A 17,760-nucleotide genomic window follows, 5' to 3' on the forward strand; every position below is an offset into this window, starting at 1 on the left:
CTGCATCGGTGCTTTTCGTGTAGGCAGAGCATGTAACAATTGGACAACAATAAAACGTCCATTATTGTGCGTTCAACTGTACCAATTTTGGAGATAGGCCTTGGCCAAACAGCTCGAAGGCCCGATCCTGCCCTTCCTTCGCCTGGATGCCGGCATCGCCCTGCCGAAATTCCGGCAGGTGCAGGACCAGCTGCGCACGGCAATCCTGCAGGGGCACCTGCGCGCCGGTACGCGCCTGCCGGCGAGCCGCATTCTTTGCGAGGAGCTGGGCCTGTCGCGGCAGACCCTCGTGCGGGTGTTGGAGAACCTCAAGGCGGAAGGTTATCTGGAGGCACGGCAAGGTGCGGGCACCTTCGTCTCAGCCGCCCTGCCGCGCCGCCCGGCAAAGGCGCGTTTCGCACAGGCAGAGGACGATGCCCCGCCAAGATTGTCGCGGATCGGCGCCTTGTCGCGTGGGGTTTCGGCGGAAATAGACCGCGTGGAACCCAAACCCTTCCTGCCCAACCAGCCGGCGCTCGACCGGTTTCCGTTCGCCGTCTGGCGCAAGTGCTGGAATGCCGCGACCCGCGGCGGCAGGGCAGGCATGGGTTATGGCGATGTCGCTGGGGAATTCGTCCTGCGCCAGCGGATCGCGGAATATCTCGCTTTGCACCGGCGCGACCCTTGCGATCCGGAACAGATCGTCATCACGCCCGGTGGACACGCCGCCTTCACGCTCGCCGCCCTGGCGCTGGCCGATCCGGGTGACGGCGTCTGGTTCGAAGACCCCGGCCCCGTCACCACCTCCAACCTGTTCCGCACGCTCGGCCTCGACCTCTGCCTGGCCGACGTCGACGAAGACGGCATGGATGTGGCGGGCGCAATGGCGCACTATCCCGATGCCCGACTCGCCTTCGTCATGCCCTCCCGCCATCATCCGCTCGGCGCAACACTCTCCCTGCCGCGCCGGCTTGCCCTGCTCGAATGGGCGCGGGCGAATGACGCCTGGATCATCGAGGACGACTACGACAGCGAGTTCCGCTACGACGGCGCGCCCCTGCCCTCCATGCGCTCCATCGACAGCCATGGGCGGGTCATCTATGCGGGCAGCTTCAGCAAGGCGCTCTATCCCGGCATCCGCGTCGGCTATCTCGTGCTGCCGCCGCAGCTTGTCGGCACCTTCCGCAATCTTTCAGGCCTGATCCATCGCAGCGTGCCGGTCGAAACCCAGCTTGCGCTTGCCGAATTCATCGGCGGCGGCCATTTCGCCAGCCACCTGCGCCGAATGCGCGGGCTCTATGCCGAGCGCCGCAGCGCCTTTCTCGACGCGGGGCAGGCAGCGCTCGCCGGCCTGGCCAATATCGACTGTTCCGAAAGCGGCCTCAACGCGCTGGTTTGGCTCACGAACGGGCGCGAAGATCGGGTCGCCCAGCGTGATGTGCTGGAGGCGGGCCTGCAGTGCTACCCGCTCTCCGACTACACCATCGCGACGCCAAGACCGAACGCACTCGTCCTCGGCTATGCCGGCGTGCCGGCAGAGCGCATGCGCCCCTATCTCAGCCGCTTCGCCGAGGCGCTTTCCCGATCCTGATGTTGCTGTCGCCGGTCTCCAAAGGGCATGCCGGCGAAGCGGGCCAGGAGCTCACGAAAGAGCGCCTGTATGAAAAGCGCCCAATCACGCGGCTCCTCGGGATTCTCCGGGTCGCGCCGGGCAAGCACATGGCCGATCCCCCGTGGCATCGCCGCTACCTCAATGCTGCAGGATACGTTTCGGCGTGCCGCTGCGCTGGGTCACACCGACGCCGGGCGCAACGCCGACTTCAGCATTGGAGGCCGCTAGCAGCGGCTTGCCGCGCACGATGTCCGAGGCACGTTCGGCGAGCATGATAGTCGGCGCGTTAAGGTTGGCGTTCGGCTCGGCAGGGAAGACGGAACTGTCGATCACCCTAAGCCCTTCGAGGCCACGCACCTTGAGGTCGCTGTTCACGACCGCCATCGCATCCTCGCCCATACGGCAGGAACCGCAGGGGTGATAGGTGCTTTCCATGGTCTCGCGCACCCAGGCGTCGATCTCGTCATTGCTGCGGACATCCTTGCCCGGCGCGATTTCTTCGCCGCGAAAACGGTCGAAGGCCGGCTGGGCGACGATTTCGCGGGTGAGGCGCAGGCAGCGGCGGAAGCCCTCGCGGTCCTCCTCGCGGTCGAGATAGCAGCCATTCCGCGCCGATCAGCGCTTTGCTCAAAAGCCCCATCTTGCCGTTGAGCGTGATCGGCTCCTTGCAGGCATATTGGATATAGACCTCCGAGTGATCCTGCATGTTTTCGCCAACCCCGGCAGATCGTGCAGCACCTCAACATCAGCCTTCTGCAGCACGGCGGCCGGGCCGATGCCGGAGCGCTGGAGGAGGTGCGGCGAGCCGATCGGACAGGAGGAAATCAACACCTCTCGGCTCGCCTTGACCATGACGTGCTCGCCGCCGAGTTCATATTCGACGCCGACGGCGCGCTTGCCTTCCAGCAGCACGCGCCGCGTCATGGCATGGGTAGTGACGTTGAGGTTTGGCCGGGTTCCGGCAGGGGCATATATTTCCAGTTGTACTTGGTGCAGTTCATCGGAATGGACAGCGCCGTCGGCATCTGGATGAAGATCGACTTGTCGCTGCCGCCATATTCGAGCATCCGGATCTTCCGAAAGCCGGTTGGCAGGCACGCAGCCGGCCGATCCGGCGCCGATGATGATATAGTCGTAGGTCTCGGTCATGGCGACCATCCAAAGGTTACGGATAGAGGCCCCAGCCGCGCCCGCGAGCAAACAACCGGGTCAGGACATAGTGGACCGCGCCGGCCGCAAGGCAGGAAGGCACGGAGGCCCTGAGGTATTTGAAGATCGGCAGGCTTTCGAGCGTCTGCGGATGGAAGACCAGCACGTAGACCCCGAAGCCGACGGCCAGCGCAAACAGGCCGATCGGGTAGAAGTCGGCCCAGAAACGGTAGGGACTGTTTACCTGCGGCGCGTGGAGGCTGCGCATGTCGAGCTTCTGGCCGCGCAGGAAGGCGTAATCGGCGATGCCTATGCCGGCGAGCGCGGAGTTGAGCGCCGAGGTCCAGACGAGGAAGATGAAGAACCCATCATACATCTGCTGATAGAGGGCCGAGCATGGAGCATGCTTCTCTTTATCACAGCTGGAGACTCTGACTGTCGACTTTGATTGACAGGCTCAAAATATCCGTTATTCTGGATACATGGATAACAACACAGCGATAGCGGCGCTCGGCGCCTTGGCCCAGACAACACGGCTGGAGACCTTCCGGCTGCTGGTGCGGCACGAGCCCGATGGCATTCCAGCGGGCGAACTTGCCCGCCTCATCGACGTGCCGCAGAACACCATGTCGGCGCATCTCGCAACGCTTTCGCGGGCCGGACTGGTCACGAGCGAGCGGCAGAGCCGGTCGATCATCTACCGGGCAGACCTCAATGGCCTGCGAGACCTGACCCTGTTCCTCCTGAAGGACTGCTGCGGCGGATCGACGGAGCTTTGCGCTCCGCTCATTGCCGAATTGACACCCTGCTGCGCCCCGGAGGCGAAGATATCATGAGCGCGATCAGGTTGGAGCAAATTGAGGACAACGACGCCGACCTCAGGGCGGCGTTGACGGACGCACACCTGCCAACTGATGACATCGAGGATCACGACCGCACCTTCTTCAGGGCTCTGTCATCGGATGGCCGGGTTGTCGGTTTCTCCGGTGTCGAGCGCTGCGGTGACGATTTCCTCCTCAGTTCGGTCATCACGCTTCCCGATCACCGTGGACAAGGACTTGGGAGCGTTTTGGTCGAACAGGCACTGGCGGGCCTCGATCATGCCGGCGACGTCTTCCTTGCCACGACGAGTGCAGCACCATTCTTCACGCGCATCGGATTTTCTGAAGTCCAGCGCAATAGCGTGCCCGCAGCCGTGCTGGCGACCCGCCAGCTTTCCTCCATCTGCCCATCATCGGCGACGATCATGAAGCGTATCAAGCCGCCGACCTAACCACGGATCACGACCATGACCGACAAGACCTACAACGTGCTGTTCCTCTGCACGGGCAATTCCGCTCGTTCTATTCTCGCCGAATCCATCCTCAACAAGGACGGTGGCGAACGGTTCAAAGCCTACTCTGCCGGCAGTCAGCCGAAGGGTGAGGTCAATCCGCATGCCCTGAAGGAACTGGAAGCGCTCGGCTATACCTCGACGAACTTCTCGTCGAAAAGCTGGGACGTGTTCGCGGAGCCCGATGCTCCGCAGATGGACTTCATCTTCACCGTCTGCGACAGCGCCGCCGGTGAGGCTTGCCCGGTCTGGATCGGCCATCCGATGACCGCCCATTGGGGTGTCGAGGACCCGGCCGCCATCGAGGGATCGGACGTCGAGATCCAGCGCGCCTTCGCTCAGGCCGCGCGCTTCCTCAAGAACCGAATCGCAGCTTTCGTCAACCTACCGCTGGCATCCATCGATCACATGGCACTTGAGACGAAGCTTCGTCAGATCGGCGCGATGGAAGGTTCGACTTCGCCGCAAGGAAAGTCTGCCTGATGTCCACGTTCGAGCGTTACCTGACCATCTGGGTGTTCCTGTGCATCATCGCCGGTGTCGCCCTCGGCCACTTCATACCCGGTCTCTTCCAGATCATCGGTGCGGCCGAGATCGCAAAGGTGAACATTCCCGTCGCGATCCTGATCTGGCTGATGATCATCCCGATGCTGCTCAAGATCGATTTCCGGTCGCTGGCGCAGATCGGCACCTATTGGCGCGGTATCGGCGTGACCCTGTTCATAAATTGGGCCGTCAAGCCATTCTCGATGGCGCTGCTCGGCTGGCTGTTCATCGGCTGGCTGTTCCGCCCCTACCTGCCTGCCGATCAGATCGATTCCTACATCGCCGGACTGATCATCCTCGCTGCAGCCCCTTGCACGGCGATGGTCTTCGTCTGGAGCAACCTGACGCGCGGGGAGCCGCTGTTCACGCTGTCGCAGGTCGCGTTGAATGATGCCATCATGGTCGTCGCATTCGCTCCGATCGTCGGTCTGCTGCTCGGCCTCTCCGCCATCACCGTGCCGTGGGAAACGCTCGTTCTCTCCGTCGCCCTCTACATCGTCGTGCCCGTCATTATCGCGCAGGTCATCCGCCGTCGGCTCACGGCTGACGGAACGACGCGCGCACTCGATGGCATTCTTGCAAAGCTCCAGCCCGTCTCGCTGTTGGCGCTCCTCGCAACGCTCGTCCTGCTCTTCGCTTTTCAGGGTGAACAGATCATCGCCCAGCCCGCCGTCATCGGTTTGCTCGCCGTGCCGATCCTGATCCAAGTCTATCTGAACTCCGGGCTCGCCTACCTGTTGAACCGGATGACCGGCGAGCGGCACTGCGTTGCCGGTCCCTCGGCGCTGATCGGCGCCAGCAACTTCTTCGAACTCGCGGTTGCCGCCGCCATCAGCCTGTTCGGCTTCCAGTCCGGGGCAGCGCTCGCCACCGTCGTCGGCGTGCTCATCGAGGTGCCGGTCATGTTGTCGGTCGTGTGGATCGTGAACCGCTCGAAGGATTGGTACGAATCGGCCCCCGCTGTCTCCCGAACCACTGCTACCGAAAGGCATTGAGAATGGACGTCACCATCTATCATAACCCCGCCTGCGGAACGTCCCGCAACACATTGGCACTGATCCGCGCGGTCGGGATCGACCCTGTTGTCATCGAGTACCTGCAGCATCCGCCGACACACGAGCAGCTTGCAACGATGATCGCAGACGCCGGGTTGACGGTCCGGGAAGCCATTCGCGAGAAGGGCACGCCCTATGCCGAACTCGGCCTCGACAACCCGAACCTGACCGACGAGCAGTTGCTCGACGCGATGATCGCGACGCCGATCCTCATCAACCGTCCCTTCGTCGTGGCACCGCTCGGCACGAGGCTCGCCCGCCCCTCCGAAGCGGTGCTCGACATCCTGCCGGCCCCCTTCAAGGGGCCATTCTTCAAGGAAGACGGTGAGCAGGTTCTTGACCGGGAAGGAAAGCGCATTGCCTGACACATTCCCCGCATTGCAGGATGATCACCTGCACTCGACCGATCTCGATGCCCTGCGCCCGGCGTTCTCGACACACAAGCCGCGCATCCTGATCCTCTATGGCTCGCTGCGCGAGGTTTCCTATAGCCGCCTGCTCGCGTTCGAGGCCCGCCGGCTGCTCGAACGGCTCGGATGCGACGTGCGCATGTTCGATCCAAAGGGCTTGCCGCTCCCCGACGAAACGCCGGTGAGCCATCCGAAAGTGCAGGAGCTGCGCGAGCTTTCGCAATGGTCGGAAGGCCAAGTCTGGGTGAGTCCGGAACGCCATGGCGCGATGACCGGCATCATGAAATCGCAGATCGACTGGATTCCGCTCTCGGTCGGATCGGTTCGACCGACGCAAGGCAAGACCCTCGCGGTCATGGAGGTCTCGGGCGGTAGCCAGTCCTTCAATGCCCTGAACCAGATGCGTATCCTCGGCCGGTGGATGCGGATGATCACTATTCCCAATCAATCCTCGGTCGCCAAGGCCTATCAGGAGTTCGACACCGATGGCCGAATGAAGCCCTCGCCCTACTACGACCGGGTGGTGGACGTCTGCGAGGAACTGGTGAAATTCACCATCCTCACGCGCGATGCTTCCGCCTATCTCACCGACCGCTACAGCGAGCGGAAGGAACAGGCGGCCGAGCTTGAGAAGCGCGTGTCGCTGCGCTCAATTTGACAGGCTCGCGGTGGCGACGAGCGTCCGCTTGGTCGCCACCGCCACCACGACAAAGGCTACGATACCAATAGAGCCGAGGAACGCGCTCAGGACGAGCGATGCGCCTATGCTGAACTGCTCCATCGTCGCCGCGAAGGCGAAGGGGGCGGCAGCGCCAGCAGCCAGTCTTGCCGCCGCCATCTTGCCGGTGAGCGCACCATATCCATCCGAGCCGAACAGGTAGAGGGGCAGGCTGCCCTGCGCGATGCTGTTGATGCCCGATCCGAGGCCGAGGCAAATCGAGAAGGCGACCGCGCCGGGGAGCCAGTTGCCGGACAGCGCCAGGATGACGACACTCAGCACCATGAAAGCCGCGGAGACGACCGCGAGGCCCGGCGGTGCGAGCCGCGTGCCGAAGATCATGTTCACGAGACGGCTGAGAACCTGCGCCGGGCCGAACAGGGAGCCGATGACGACGGCGGCACTTCCGAAGCCGAGCGCGCCGAGCATCGGCACCATATGCGCCAGCATCGCTCCAAGTGTGAAGCTGAGCAGAGCGAATGCAGCCGACACGACGATAACCGCACCACGCCGACGCTCGCGCGGAATAGCCCCGACGACAGGCTCGCGCATGGGTCTTTGCCCGCCGACCGCGGCCATCTTTCCTTTTCGCATGATCCAGACGTGGAACGGCATGCAGATGGCAAGATTGAGCCCGGCATAGACGAGGTAGATTTCCCGCCACGAGAGATAGCCGAGCAGCGCCGTGGCAATCGGCCAGAAGATCGTGGAAGCAAAGCCGGCGATCAGGGTGAGATAGGTGATGCTCCGCGATGCAGACCGTGGGCCGGCCTCGACCAACGCCGCGAACGCAGCCTGATACTGAACCATGCCGGACGAGATTTCCAGAAGGACGATGGCTAAGGCGAAGATCGCCACCGATGGTGACCAGGCGCAGAGGATCAAGGTCAAGGCAGACAACACCGAGCCGATAGCCATCACGGTCGACGCCCCAACGCGGTCCATCTGCCGGCCGATATAGGGTGCCGATAAACCACCAACGAAGAGCGATGCGGAGAAGATGGCAAAAACCTGCGAGACGGTAATGCCGAGATCCGCCGCCATGCCAGGCGCCAGAATGCTGAAACTATAATAGAGGGTGCCGTAACCGATGATCTGGGTCAGGCCGAGTGCGGCAACGATGCCGACAGGAACATTCGGATTACGCAACGATGTCGCCCTCGCTCCGGGCAACATCCGTCTTGCTGCAGCCTTCGGGCCGTTGGACGTTCTCGCGGATGATGGGGTGTCCGGCGCAGCAGTCTTCCATCAGGAATTTCACGAGATCGGCCAGCGCATCGTAGCTGGCGCTATAAACGATCGACCGAGATTCCCGGCGCTGCATGATAAGGCTCGAACGCTCCAACTCCTTCAGATGGAAAGACACATTCGAAGGCGAGACGCCCATACGCTCGGCTATGAGGCCGGCGGCCAACCCATCCGGTCCGGCGACAACCAGCGTGCGAACGATGGCGAGACGGGTTTGTTGCGACAGGGCCGCGAATGACGTGAGGGCTTGACGTTCATCCATTATTCAATAATCCTTGAATTATTGAATCGGAGGAATAGCGCACAGAACAGCAATCGACAAGACCATTTCCTCCGATACCACGTTTGGCCAACTTCTTGACGGCCTTGCGGCTGCGCCCGAGGCATCGCTCGTGTTTCCCTACGAAGGACACCTGGTGAAGGGCGGGTTATCCTATAACCGAGGTCAAGGCGGGCGCGTTCTCGGCGCTCGACTGCGTCTCGAATTCAGAAGCGTGGCTGGAGATGTTCATCCAGCTCTGGGATATCGATGAAGACGGCAGGAGCCACGTGCCGACGGGGAAGCTCTCCGCGATCATCCGCAATGTTTCGGATCACGCGCTGCCCGATCCAGAGGCCAAGCTCACCTTCGGGGTCAGCGACGGAGGCCGACCGCGGATGCTCTATTGCACATCTTCACCGCGCTTGGCTGGAGCGCCGGCTCGCTTCTCGGGACCCAGGGTCGTCTCACCCGTCTGTACAGCGGCATTCACGGGGATGACGGATCTTCGAACTTGCGTTGATGACACTGCTTTGGATCGGATCGATCAACGCCTCATAAATCCTGTTGATTTTGCAGAACATGTTGAGTGGGCACGCCTACAGTATCGACGATCTCCCGCTCCATTGGGCCATTGCCATGATCCTCGATGCGACCGGCTTCATCCCTCCCAGCCTGGACATCCTTCAATTCGGCGATCAGCCAGTCCCTGAAAATCACCGCTTCAGGCGCCGTCCGCTCGGCCGAGCGCGCGGTCAGGATGAAGTGGGACTCATTGATCGATATGCCCTCGGCGAGGGGCATATGGAGGTGCCGCTCCTTCAGATAGTGCGTCGTATAGCTCTGCTGCACGATACACGGCCCAAAGCCGGCGGCGGTCAGTTCGAGGGCGATGAGCGAGTTGTCCGTCATCGTGTTGACCCGCAATCCGGCTTCGCCAATATCGTGCTTGCGCAAGATCTTCGTCCAGCGATCCTCGCAGCCCATGATCTGCACGACGCCTCCCTTCAGAAGAGAGAGCAGCCGTTCCCGGTCGCAGTCGCCTGCAATCACGTCATCCTTCCTGGCGACGAGGACCGAGGGCTCTCGCCACAAGGGGCGCACCTCGAACTCACTCCAATGACCATCCCCGAAGCGAACATCGACATCGACGCTCGTCGACGTATCGGCCCACACCGCCGCCAGCAGCCTGATCTTGATATGCGGAAACTTCGCATAGAACTTCGGGAGCAGTGGCGCGACCCAGGTCGTGGCAAACAGGAGTGAAGCCCGGACAGAAACATGCGTATGCTGGCTGCGACCAAACAGACCTACGGTCGAGACTGTCAGTTCGTCGAACGTTCTTGCGACACTGGGCAGATAGGCCCTGCCGACATCGGTCAGCTGCAAGCCTCGGGGCAATCTTTTGAACAATTGGAACCGTAGATGCCGCTCAAGAGAGCGGACCTGATGGCTGACGGCCGCCGGCGTGAGATTGAGTTCCGCCGCCGCCGTGGAAAAACTCGACGATCTCGCTGCCGCCTCGAAGGCACGCAACCATTGAAGAGGTGGAAGTGCGTAAGCCATGGCCGATCCCGCTTCAAATAAAATGATGCCTAACAGCAATAAAGCTTTGTTTGACTTTGGCCAAGCCACGAATGAACTTTAGCGCCGGGAGACGGGGCATCAGGCGGCGAAGCCAAATGCATCCTGGGAAGGCCGGAGGGCCGCATTTTGAATACATTTGACTATATCGTAGTGGGCGCGGGCTCTGCCGGCTGCGTTCTGGCCGACCGCCTTTCCAGAAACGGGACCAACCGGGTGCTGGTCCTGGAGGCCGGCGGCTCGGACAAGAGCTTCTGGATACGGACGCCGATCGGCTACGGCCGGACCTTCTTCGATTCGCGCATCAACTGGATGTACACGACCGAGGCGGATCCGCAGACCGACGGCCGCGTCAGCTATTGGCCGCGCGGCAAGGTCGTGGGCGGTTCGAGCTCGATCAACGCGCTCATCTACTGTCGTGGACTTCCCGCCGATTTCGACGACTGGGAATCGGCCGGCGCGCAGGGCTGGGGCTGGAACAACGTGCGTCCGCACTATGAGGCAATCGAAAGCCGAATCCTGGCGAACGGCGAGATTGAGGGCAACGGCCCGCTCTTCGTCAGCGACGTCAGCAACGATATTCACCCGTCGAACCGGCACTATTTCAGCATGGCCGAGGAACTCGGCCTGCCGGTGACGGACGATTGCAATGGCCCCTCGCCCGAAGGCGTCACCCGCTACCGGATCACGACGCGACACGGAAAAAGATGGTCTGCCGCCGATGCGTTTCTGAAGCCGGCTCTCGGCCGCCCGAACCTCACCCTGCTCAAGAACTGCCTGGTGGACCGCATCATTGTCGAGGACAGGCGTGCCACGGGCGTATCGGTTCGGTCGGCGTCCGGCGTTCAGGTCTTCAAAGCGCGTAAGGAGATCATCGTCAGCGCTGGCACCGTCAATTCGCCGAAGCTGCTCCAGGCCTCGGGGATCGGGCCGGCCGCGCTTCTTCAACGGCTCGACATTCCCGTTGTCATGGCAAACGACAATGTCGGCGCCAATCTCCAGGACCATCTAGGCATAAACTACTATTACAAGGCGACCGAGCCCACCTTGAACTCGATGCTGTCGCCGTGGTGGGGCAAGGCGATCCAGGGCGCCCGCTATATCCTGACCCGCCGCGGGCCGCTGAGCCTGAGCGTCAACCAATGCGGCGGGTTCGTGCGCTCGAACGCGGGGCTCGGGCGGCCCGACCAGCAGCTGTATCTGAACCCCGTCACCTATACGACCGCGCCGTCCGACAAGCGACCGATCATCAATCCGGACCCCTTCCCCGGCTATATCCTTTCGTTTCAGCCGACACGGCCGACCAGCCGGGGCACGATCGAGATCGTCTCGCCGAACCCGGAAGACGCGCCGAAGATCGTCCCGAACTACCTCTCGACGGCGAAGGATCTGAACGACGTAATCGCCGGCGGCCGGCTGATCCAGCGCATGGCAGGCACGGCCGCGATGCGCCGCTTCACGAAGGAGGCTATGGCGCCCGATATCCAGACGCTGGACGATGACGGCATACTCGACGATTTCCGCAAGCGGTGCGGCAGCGTCTTTCATCCGGTCTCGACCTGCCGCATGGCGCAGGATGCGGCGACGGGCGTCACGGATTGTGAACTGCGTGTCTTCGGCGTCACGGGCCTGCGTGTCGCCGATGCTTCCTCTTTCCCCGGCATCACCTCGGGAAACACGAACGCGCCCACCATCATGCTCGCCCATCGCGCGGCCGACCTGATCCTCGAAGCCGCCAAACAATCCGATCGACAATTCCTTGGGATGGAATGCGAATGAAAATCTGCAAGCTCGAAACTTTCACCGATCCGTACGTCGGCTTCGTGCGCCTGACATGCGAGGACGGGACCATGGGCTGGGGCCAGCTCTCCACCTACAATGCGGATGTTACGGCAACGGTCTTTCACCGCCAGATCGCGCCGTGGTCCCTCGGGCGCGATACAGGCGACCTTGAAGCGCTGGTGACGGAAATCCCCGAACGCGAACACAAGTTCTTCTCCTGCTCCTATCTCTACCGCGCCCTGTCCGGCCTCGACACGGCGATATGGGATTGGCGCGGCAAAGCCGCTGAAAAGCCTGTGGCCGCGCTTCTCGGTGGCTCTGCCGGTTCGCTGCGCGCCTATGGCTCCTCCATGCGTCGCGATATCACGCCGCAAGACGAGGCCATGCGCCTGCTGCAATTGCGCGACCGATACGGTTTCGACGCCTTCAAGTTCCGCATCGGCTCCGAATGCGGGCACGACAGGGACGAATGGGACGGCCGGACCGACAGTATCGTTCCGACTGTCCGCAAGGCGCTGGGGAACGATGCCGCGCTGCTGGTCGATGCCAATTCCTGTTACTCGCCGCGCCGGGCCATCGAGGTCGGCAAGATGCTCGAAGCCAACGGCGTCGAGCATTTCGAGGAACCATGCCCCTATTGGGAGATGGAGCAGACCCGCGAGGTCGCCGCGGCGCTGTCACTGGACGTGACGGGTGGCGAACAGGACTTCGACATGCAGCACTGGAAACGGATGATCGCCATGAAGGCAGTGGATGTCGTCCAGCCCGACATCCTCTATATGGGCGGCATGACACGCTCTCTGGAAGTCGCCCGCATGGCCGAGGCGGCGGGCCTGCCCTGCACACCGCACAGCGCCAACCTGTCCCTCGTAACCCTGTTCACGATGCACCTTCTCCGCGCGATCCCGAATGCCGGCAAGTATCTCGAATTCTCGATCGAGGGGCCTGACTACTATCCGTGGCAGGAAGGGCTTTTCGTCGACGATCCCTACACCGTGACGAACGGCACGGTGACCGTCAGCGATCGTCCGGGCTGGGGCGTGGAAATCTCCCCTGATTGGCTCGCCCGCTCGCTATATCAGAAAAGCGAGATCGCAGCATGACCCTGACCGCTGAAGACCTTGCCCGTTGCTACTTTACGGGCGGTCGCGTCGAGGGCCTGCCGACGGGCCATTTCATCCACGGCGCCACAGTGGCCGGTGCGACGGGCGAAACGATCGAAAGCCTCGACCCCGGCCTCGCACGCCCGTTCGCCACCTTTCCGGCCGGGAATGCGGCGGACATCGAACGGGCCGTGGAATCGGCGCAGAAGGGTCTTTCGGTCTGGCGCGACACCGCGCCGGCCGAAAGATGCCGCGTTCTGAACCGGATGGCGAACGTGATCCGGGCGAAAGGCGACTATCTCGCCTTCGTCGAAACGCTGGATTCCGGCAAGACGCTGGCCGAAGCACGCGGCGACGTCCAATCCGCCATTCGCTGCTTCGAATACTATGCGGGGGCAGCGGACAAACTCGAAGGACGCTCCATCCCCCTCGGCCCCGGGCTTACCAGCTGGACGGAACGCGAGCCGGTCGGCGTCACGGCCCATATCATACCGTGGAACTATCCCACCTCGACCTTTGCCCGCGGTGTCGCGCCGGCATTGGCGGCCGGCTGCGCCGCCGTCGTCAAGCCCGCGGAAACGACGCCGTTCACCGCCCTCATCCTGGCAGCCTGGCTTGTCGAAGCCGGACTGCCGGCGGGCGTGCTCAACGTCGTCACGGGGTTCGGTCTCGACGCGGGCGCACCGCTCGTCCGGCATCCCGCGATTTCCCATGTCACATTTACAGGCTCCGTCGCGACGGGTATCGGCGCGATGCAGGCAGCTGCGGCAAATGTGACCGGCCTGACGCTCGAACTGGGCGGAAAATCGCCCCTGATCGCGCTTGCCGACTGCGACCTGGATCGCGCGGTGGACGGTGCGCTTTGGGCTATCTTCTCCAATGCGGGACAAATTTGCTCGGCAGGGTCGCGGCTCGTGGTCGAACGGCCAATCCATGACCGCATGCTGGAAAGACTGGCCGAGAAGGCCCGCGCCCTGCACCTCGGACACGGCCTCTCGCCGGCCGCCGAGGTCGGCGCGATCAATTCGAAACTTCACCTCGACCGCATTGCCGCCCATGTCGACGCCGCGCGCCGGCGGGGATGCCGGATCGTCACCGGCGGGCAAGCCACGGTCGATGGCGAAACGGGACAGGGCTGGTTCTTCGAGCCGACCATCATTGACGGCGCATCCGTCAATGATCCGGCCGTTCAGGACGAAATCTTCGGCCCTGTGCTGACGGTACAGGTCGTCGACAGCGAGGAGGAAGCGATCGATGTCGCCAACGGCACCGAGTTCGGCCTCGTCGCCGGCATCTATACACGCGACATCGGCAAGGCCTTGAAAATCGCCCGCCGCGTCGAGGCCGGTCAGGTCACGGTCAACGACTATTGGGCCGGCGGCATCGAAGTGCCGTTCGGCGGCACCAAGAAGTCCGGCTTCGGGCGGGAAAAAGGGCTCGAAGGGATCGAGGCCTACACACGCACGAAGGCGATCACCATCCGCCATTGAGCGGAAGGCAATTCATCATTCACAGGGAGGCAGGCATGACAGACCAGTTTGATATATTGAAGCGCTCGTTCTTGGCGGGAAAAATGGACCGTCGCGGGTTCATGACGGGGGCACTCGCGCTTGGCGCAACGTTGTCCGTCGCATCCTCCGCCTTCGCCCAGGCGGAACAGGCCGTTCCCAAGAAGGGCGGCACGCTTCGCGTCGGCTTCCTGCAAGGATCGACCTCGGATTCCTTCGATCCCGCGACCTACAACAACGACTTCATGTTCGCGACGAACTACGCCGTCTTCAACCACCTCACGGAATTCGCACCTGGTGGCGTCATTGCGCCCGATCTAGCCGAGAGCTTCGCGCCGGAGCCTGGCGCCAAGATCTGGACCTTCAAGCTGCGAAAGAACGTGGAATTTTCCGATGGCAGAAAGCTGACCTCCGCCGACGTCATCGCATCCCTGGGATATCATCTCGGCGAAGACTCGAAGTCCGCGGTCAAGCCGGTTCTTTCCCAGATCGCGGAGATGAAGGCGCCGGACGATCATACTGTCGTCTTTGAGCTTTCGACGGGAAATGCCGATTTCCCCTATATCTTCGCCGACTATCACCTCTGCATCAAGCAGGCGGTAAACGGCAAGATCGATCCGCTCAGCCAGATCGGGACGGGTGGCTATACGATCGAAAGCTTCGAGCCGGGCGTTCGCGTCCGCCTGAAACGGCGCGACAATTACTGGAAGGAAGGTCGCGCGCATTTCGATCAGGTCGAGATCACCACCATTTCCGATACGACGGCGCGCATGAATGCCCTGATGACGGGACAGGTCGATTTCATCGACCGACCCGACCTCAAGACCATCCATCTTTTGAAGCGAGCGCCGGGCCTGCGGGTCGAGACCGTTTCCGGCACGCTTCACTATACGATGCCCATGCATGTCAACACCGCGCCCTTTGACAACGTCGACGTGCGCATGGCCCTCAAGCTCGCGATCGATCGCGAAGAACTGGTCGAAAAGGTATTGAAGGGCTATGGATCTGTCGGCAACGATCATCCGGTCAGTTCCTCGATGCCCTTCTTCGATCCATCGATCGAGCAACGTGCCTATGACCCCGACAAGGCAAAGTTCCATCTCAAGCAGGCAGGACTTTCCAGCCTCAATGTGCAGCTCTACACGGCGGAAGCCGCGTTCGAGGGTGCAGTCGATGCGTCGATCCTCTATGCCGAACAGGCGAAGAAGGCGAACATCAACATCGAGGTTCTTCGCCAGCCGAACGATGGCTACTGGTCCAATGTCTGGCTGGTGAAACCCTTCTGCTGCAGCTATTGGGGCGGCCGCCCGACTCCGGACTGGATGTTCTCCGCGGGCTACTCCAAGGACGCCGAGTGGAACGACACGAAGTGGAACAACGAACGCTTCAACAAGCTTCTGCTCGAAGCACGCGCAGAGGTCGACCAGGGCAAGCGTGCTGAAATGTATTCCGAAATGCAACGCCTGTGCCGCGACGACGGTGGCGCGCTGATCCCCATGTTCGGCCAATACGTCTTCGCACTGAAGGATACCGTCCAGCACGGCCAGCTCAGTGAAATGTGGAACATGGATAGCCTGCACTTCATCGAACGGTGGTGGATGGCCTGATGCCTTGCCCAGCTTTGCCGGAAACGCTCTTCCGGCAGAGCTGGGCAAGCAGAAACCTACGAACGACGCTGGGAGGCGGCATGTCACGAATCTGGGTTCTCCTCGGAGAACGTTTAGCCTTGGGTGTCGTCACCCTGATCGCGATTTCCGCGCTGATCTTCCTCGGTGTCGAGCTGCTGCCTGGCGATCTTGCGCAGCAGATACTCGGCCAATCCGCGACGCCCGAAACCGTTGAGGCGTTCCGCAGGGAGCTCGGCCTCGACCAGCCGGCCGTCCAGCGTTATTTCCAATGGCTGGCGGGCGCCCTGCACGGCGATTTCGGCAATTCCCTCTCGAACAATCGGCCGATTTCCGAACTCCTTTCGGCAAGGCTCGGCAATACGCTGTTTCTCGCCTCCTTCGCCGCGGCCATCTCCATCCCGCTGGCGCTCACCCTCGGCGTTCTGGCCGCGCTCTACAGGAATTCGGTCTTCGACCGGCTCTGCAACGTCGTCGCCCTGGTCTGCGTTTCCCTGCCGGAATTCTTCGTCGCCTATGTTCTGATCCTGTTTTTCTCGGTGCGCATGGCGCTGTTTCCCTCGCTCTCCAACATCGACGCCGCAATGCCGTTCGGAGAGTTGCTGTATCGCTCGTTCCTTCCAGCCCTGACGCTCGTACTGGTGGTCGTCGCCCATATGATGCGCATGACGCGCGCAGCTATCATCAACGTGCTGGCGAGCCCCTACATCGAGATGGCGCGGCTCAAGGGCATGGGCCGCCTGCGCGTCATTCTGTTCCACGCCCTTCCGAACGCCCTCGCGCCCATCATCAACGTGGTGGCGCTGAACCTCGCCTATCTCGTCGTGGGCGTCGTGGTGGTCGAAGTGGTCTTCGTCTATCCGGGGCTTGGCCAGCTGTTCGTGGACGCGGTCAGCCATCGCGACGTCATGGTCGTCCAGTCGGTCGGTCTCATCTTCGCGGCTGCCTACATTCTGCTCAACCTGATCGCCGACCTTTTGTCCATCGTCAGCAATCCGCGCATTCTGAATGGAGAAGGCTGATGGCAAACCTTTTCCGGCTTTTTGCCGCCGCCCCCTTCACCGCGCGCTTCGGCATGATCGTCATACTCATCGTTGCCGTCATAGGTCTCTTCGCGCCGTTGATTGCACCCTACGGCGAAACCGCCGTGGTCGGAGCCCAGTATGAGCCGTGGAGCCGGCAGTATCTCCTCGGAACGGACAATCTCGGCCGCGATATGTTCACGCGGCTTGTCTATGGCACGCGCAATACCGTCGGCCTTGCGCTGCTCACCACGGTCATCGCCTTCACCATCGGCTCGATCCTGGGCATTCTCGCCGCTCTTCTCGGGCGCATGACCGACCGCATCCTCTCCAGGATCATCGACGTGATCATGGCCATTCCGTCGCTGATCCTGGCGCTCATGCTGCTCACCATCGTCGGCACCTCGATCGCCAGCATGGTCTTCGTCATCGCGCTGATCTATGTCGCTCCGGTCTTCCGGCTCGCGCGGGCCTCGGCGCAGACCGTCGTCGTCATGGATTACGTGCAGGCCGCCCGGCTGCGCGGCGAGCGGCTGCCCTGGCTGATTTTGCGGGAAGTGCTGCCCAACATCGCCTCGACACTCGTTGCCGAATTCGGGCTGCGCTTCTGCTTCGTCTTCCTGTTCATCGCGGCGCTGTCGTTCCTCGGCCTCGGCATTCAGCCGCCGACGGCCGACTGGGGCTCCATGCTTCGGGAAAACGCGACGCTGATTTCCTTCGGCGACGTAACGCCGCTCCTGCCGGCGGCGGCCATCGCGTTGCTGACCGTCTCCATCAACTTCGTCATCGACTGGATGCTCCACCGGGCCAGCGGATTGAAGGACTAA

At 62.2% G+C, this 17,760-nt stretch carries 18 protein-coding genes and 2 pseudogenes; 14 read left to right on the forward strand and 6 right to left on the reverse strand.

The genetic code is table 11. The features are described from left to right. Positions 1–100 precede the first annotated feature (100 nt). The gene (locus tag MUO32_RS00945; protein ID WP_257946365.1) at positions 101–1,570 is read left to right on the forward strand and encodes a PLP-dependent aminotransferase family protein; all 1,470 of its coding nucleotides are present in this window, start codon (positions 101–103) and stop codon (positions 1,568–1,570) included. A gap of 159 nt (positions 1,571–1,729) precedes the next feature. Here MUO32_RS00945 and MUO32_RS00950 read toward each other — a convergent pair. The 3 genes and pseudogenes from MUO32_RS00950 to MUO32_RS00960 form a co-directional block, all read right to left on the reverse strand. Then, positions 1,730–2,176, reverse strand: a pseudogene (locus MUO32_RS00950) (GMC oxidoreductase); the annotation flags it as partial. A gap of 42 nt (positions 2,177–2,218) precedes the next feature. After that, positions 2,219–2,740, reverse strand: coding sequence for a GMC family oxidoreductase N-terminal domain-containing protein (locus MUO32_RS00955; RefSeq protein ID WP_257946366.1), 522 nt, complete (start codon positions 2,738–2,740; stop codon positions 2,219–2,221). Positions 2,741–2,756: 16 nt separating this feature from the next. Then, positions 2,757–3,116: a hypothetical protein gene (locus MUO32_RS00960; protein WP_257946367.1), complete on the reverse strand. Its 360-nt coding sequence runs from the start codon at positions 3,114–3,116 to the stop codon at positions 2,757–2,759. A gap of 106 nt (positions 3,117–3,222) precedes the next feature. Here MUO32_RS00960 and MUO32_RS00965 point away from each other — a divergent pair, with 106 nt between their 5' ends. From MUO32_RS00965 to arsH, 6 genes are read left to right on the forward strand one after another with little or no spacing between them, the layout of a single operon-like run. Continuing rightward, positions 3,223–3,576, forward strand: coding sequence for a helix-turn-helix transcriptional regulator (locus MUO32_RS00965; RefSeq protein ID WP_257946368.1), 354 nt, complete (start codon positions 3,223–3,225; stop codon positions 3,574–3,576). Further along, on the forward strand, positions 3,573–4,013 hold the full coding sequence (arsN2, locus tag MUO32_RS00970) for an arsenic resistance N-acetyltransferase ArsN2 (protein ID WP_257946369.1): 441 nt from the start codon (positions 3,573–3,575) through the stop codon (positions 4,011–4,013). Before MUO32_RS00965 ends, arsN2 begins: the two co-directional genes overlap by 4 nt. 15 nt (positions 4,014–4,028) lie before the next feature. Continuing rightward, a complete protein-coding gene (locus MUO32_RS00975; protein WP_257946370.1) occupies positions 4,029–4,556 on the forward strand; it encodes an arsenate reductase ArsC in 528 nt (175 codons plus the stop codon). Further along, positions 4,556–5,614 (forward strand): ACR3 family arsenite efflux transporter, encoded by a 1,059-nt coding sequence (arsB, locus tag MUO32_RS00980; RefSeq protein WP_257946371.1) that lies wholly within the window; start codon positions 4,556–4,558, stop codon positions 5,612–5,614. The genes MUO32_RS00975 and arsB overlap by 1 nt, the downstream gene beginning before the upstream one ends. A gap of 2 nt (positions 5,615–5,616) precedes the next feature. After that, positions 5,617–6,039, forward strand: a complete 423-nt coding sequence (arsC, locus tag MUO32_RS00985; protein ID WP_257946372.1) for an arsenate reductase (glutaredoxin) — start codon at positions 5,617–5,619, stop codon at positions 6,037–6,039. Then, positions 6,032–6,742 (forward strand): arsenical resistance protein ArsH, encoded by a 711-nt coding sequence (gene arsH / locus MUO32_RS00990; protein ID WP_257946373.1) that lies wholly within the window; start codon positions 6,032–6,034, stop codon positions 6,740–6,742. The genes arsC and arsH overlap by 8 nt, the downstream gene beginning before the upstream one ends. Here arsH and arsK read toward each other — a convergent pair. Together arsK and MUO32_RS01000 are read right to left on the reverse strand one after the other, a co-directional pair. Then, positions 6,734–7,978 (reverse strand): arsenite efflux MFS transporter ArsK, encoded by a 1,245-nt coding sequence (gene arsK / locus MUO32_RS00995; RefSeq protein ID WP_257946374.1) that lies wholly within the window; start codon positions 7,976–7,978, stop codon positions 6,734–6,736. The two genes, arsH and arsK, sit on opposite strands and share 9 nt — an antisense overlap. After that, the gene (locus MUO32_RS01000) at positions 7,944–8,312 is read right to left on the reverse strand and encodes a helix-turn-helix transcriptional regulator (protein WP_257946375.1); all 369 of its coding nucleotides are present in this window, start codon (positions 8,310–8,312) and stop codon (positions 7,944–7,946) included. The genes arsK and MUO32_RS01000 overlap by 35 nt, the downstream gene beginning before the upstream one ends. A gap of 173 nt (positions 8,313–8,485) precedes the next feature. Here MUO32_RS01000 and MUO32_RS29265 point away from each other — a divergent pair. After that, positions 8,486–8,590, forward strand: a pseudogene (locus MUO32_RS29265) (hypothetical protein); the annotation flags it as partial. 274 nt (positions 8,591–8,864) lie between these two features. On the opposite strand, the gene MUO32_RS01010 reads toward MUO32_RS29265, so the two are convergent. Then, on the reverse strand, positions 8,865–9,875 hold the full coding sequence (locus tag MUO32_RS01010; RefSeq protein ID WP_257946376.1) for a LysR family transcriptional regulator: 1,011 nt from the start codon (positions 9,873–9,875) through the stop codon (positions 8,865–8,867). 147 nt (positions 9,876–10,022) lie between these two features. Between MUO32_RS01010 and MUO32_RS01015 the strand changes: the two genes are divergently transcribed. The 6 genes from MUO32_RS01015 to MUO32_RS01040 all read left to right on the forward strand — a co-directional run bounded on the left by MUO32_RS01015 (position 10,023) and on the right by MUO32_RS01040 (position 17,760). Further along, on the forward strand, positions 10,023–11,672 hold the full coding sequence (locus MUO32_RS01015; protein WP_257946377.1) for a GMC family oxidoreductase: 1,650 nt from the start codon (positions 10,023–10,025) through the stop codon (positions 11,670–11,672). Next, the gene (locus MUO32_RS01020) at positions 11,669–12,778 is read left to right on the forward strand and encodes a mandelate racemase/muconate lactonizing enzyme family protein (protein WP_257946378.1); all 1,110 of its coding nucleotides are present in this window, start codon (positions 11,669–11,671) and stop codon (positions 12,776–12,778) included. Before MUO32_RS01015 ends, MUO32_RS01020 begins: the two co-directional genes overlap by 4 nt. After that, a complete protein-coding gene (locus MUO32_RS01025) occupies positions 12,775–14,268 on the forward strand; it encodes an aldehyde dehydrogenase family protein (protein WP_257946379.1) in 1,494 nt (497 codons plus the stop codon). The genes MUO32_RS01020 and MUO32_RS01025 overlap by 4 nt, the downstream gene beginning before the upstream one ends. A gap of 35 nt (positions 14,269–14,303) precedes the next feature. Further along, the gene (locus MUO32_RS01030) at positions 14,304–15,893 is read left to right on the forward strand and encodes an ABC transporter substrate-binding protein (protein WP_257946380.1); all 1,590 of its coding nucleotides are present in this window, start codon (positions 14,304–14,306) and stop codon (positions 15,891–15,893) included. A gap of 80 nt (positions 15,894–15,973) precedes the next feature. Then, complete coding sequence (locus MUO32_RS01035) at positions 15,974–16,933, forward strand: ABC transporter permease (protein ID WP_257946381.1); 960 nt, start codon at positions 15,974–15,976, stop codon at positions 16,931–16,933. Then, positions 16,933–17,760 carry an ABC transporter permease gene (locus MUO32_RS01040; RefSeq protein WP_257946382.1) on the forward strand — a complete coding sequence of 276 codons (828 nt, stop codon included), beginning with the start codon at positions 16,933–16,935 and terminating at the stop codon, positions 17,758–17,760. The genes MUO32_RS01035 and MUO32_RS01040 overlap by 1 nt, the downstream gene beginning before the upstream one ends.

The sequence above is a fragment of the Shinella sp. CPCC 101442 genome, from assembly GCF_024704725.1.
Classification (GTDB): Bacteria; Pseudomonadota; Alphaproteobacteria; order Rhizobiales; family Rhizobiaceae; genus Shinella.

Bases quoted from the DNA above. Each gene is read 5' to 3' on its own strand.
- MUO32_RS00955 (WP_257946366.1), bottom strand. From the start codon at position 2,740: ATGACCGAGACCTACGACTATATCATCATCGGCGCCGGATCGGCCGGC.
- MUO32_RS00960 (WP_257946367.1), bottom strand. From the start codon at position 3,116: ATGTATGATGGGTTCTTCATCTTCCTCGTCTGGACCTCGGCGCTCAAC.
- MUO32_RS00965 (WP_257946368.1), top strand. From the start codon at position 3,223: ATGGATAACAACACAGCGATAGCGGCGCTCGGCGCCTTGGCCCAGACA.
- arsN2 (WP_257946369.1), top strand. From the start codon at position 3,573: ATGAGCGCGATCAGGTTGGAGCAAATTGAGGACAACGACGCCGACCTC.
- MUO32_RS00975 (WP_257946370.1), top strand. From the start codon at position 4,029: ATGACCGACAAGACCTACAACGTGCTGTTCCTCTGCACGGGCAATTCC.
- arsB (WP_257946371.1), top strand. From the start codon at position 4,556: ATGTCCACGTTCGAGCGTTACCTGACCATCTGGGTGTTCCTGTGCATC.
- arsC (WP_257946372.1), top strand. From the start codon at position 5,617: ATGGACGTCACCATCTATCATAACCCCGCCTGCGGAACGTCCCGCAAC.
- arsK (WP_257946374.1), bottom strand. From the start codon at position 7,978: ATGTTGCCCGGAGCGAGGGCGACATCGTTGCGTAATCCGAATGTTCCT.
- MUO32_RS01000 (WP_257946375.1), bottom strand. From the start codon at position 8,312: ATGGATGAACGTCAAGCCCTCACGTCATTCGCGGCCCTGTCGCAACAA.
- MUO32_RS01010 (WP_257946376.1), bottom strand. From the start codon at position 9,875: ATGGCTTACGCACTTCCACCTCTTCAATGGTTGCGTGCCTTCGAGGCG.
- MUO32_RS01020 (WP_257946378.1), top strand. From the start codon at position 11,669: ATGAAAATCTGCAAGCTCGAAACTTTCACCGATCCGTACGTCGGCTTC.
- MUO32_RS01025 (WP_257946379.1), top strand. From the start codon at position 12,775: ATGACCCTGACCGCTGAAGACCTTGCCCGTTGCTACTTTACGGGCGGT.
- MUO32_RS01030 (WP_257946380.1), top strand. From the start codon at position 14,304: ATGACAGACCAGTTTGATATATTGAAGCGCTCGTTCTTGGCGGGAAAA.
- MUO32_RS01035 (WP_257946381.1), top strand. From the start codon at position 15,974: ATGTCACGAATCTGGGTTCTCCTCGGAGAACGTTTAGCCTTGGGTGTC.
- MUO32_RS01040 (WP_257946382.1), top strand. From the start codon at position 16,933: ATGGCAAACCTTTTCCGGCTTTTTGCCGCCGCCCCCTTCACCGCGCGC.